This is a genomic window from Catenulispora yoronensis (genome assembly GCF_039531695.1).
Taxonomy (GTDB): Bacteria; Actinomycetota; Actinomycetes; order Streptomycetales; family Catenulisporaceae; genus Catenulispora; species Catenulispora yoronensis.
The window spans coordinates 1-545 of record NZ_BAAAQN010000236.1 but is presented as its reverse complement, the minus strand read 5'-3'; the positions used below and the strand labels follow the sequence as shown (position 1 = coordinate 545).

Annotated in this window: 2 pseudogenes; both read left to right on the top strand. The window is 59.3% G+C overall.

Going from position 1 to position 545, the window contains the following annotated elements:
* Nucleotides 1-273, top strand: a pseudogene (locus ABD481_RS47045) (hypothetical protein); the annotation flags it as partial.
* Nucleotides 274-347: 74 nt separating this feature from the next.
* A pseudogene (locus tag ABD481_RS47040) lies at nt 348-545 on the top strand (sugar kinase); the annotation flags it as partial.

The window sequence follows — 545 nt, the reverse complement described above, 5'->3', positions numbered from 1 at the left end:
CAGAATCAACGCTACGCCTTACAGGAACTGGAAAAAGAGGCGCTGATGGGCGCCCAGGGCGAAGAGACCTTCGCCCGCGAAGTGCGCTGTATCGACCTGTCGAACTTTGCCACAAGAAAAAATGACATTGCCGAACAACTGTGGGAGGCGGCGGTGGAGATTGGCTACGACATCCTGCAGGGCAAACCTGCGCCGACCGCGCCGGTACTGATCCCGGTGACGATGATCGACAAAAATAACGTCAGCTCTTACAAAGGCTGGACCGTGAAATAAGCGCAACCAGGCGCACAATCGTTCCGCCGATTGTGCGCTACGCTTAACGAATATGACGGCGCGGAGTAGCGATCATGGAACGGAAAGGCATTATTGCCGCAGGCAACATGCTGGTCGATCATGTCCACCAGATCGGGCAGTGGCCGGAGCGCGGCTGGCTGGTGGAAATTGTCCATAGCGAACGCGCCACCGGCGGCGCGCCGCTGAATGTCCTGCTGACCCTGGCCAAAATGCACGCCGGGCTGCCGCTGCAGGCGGTCGGCCTGATTGGC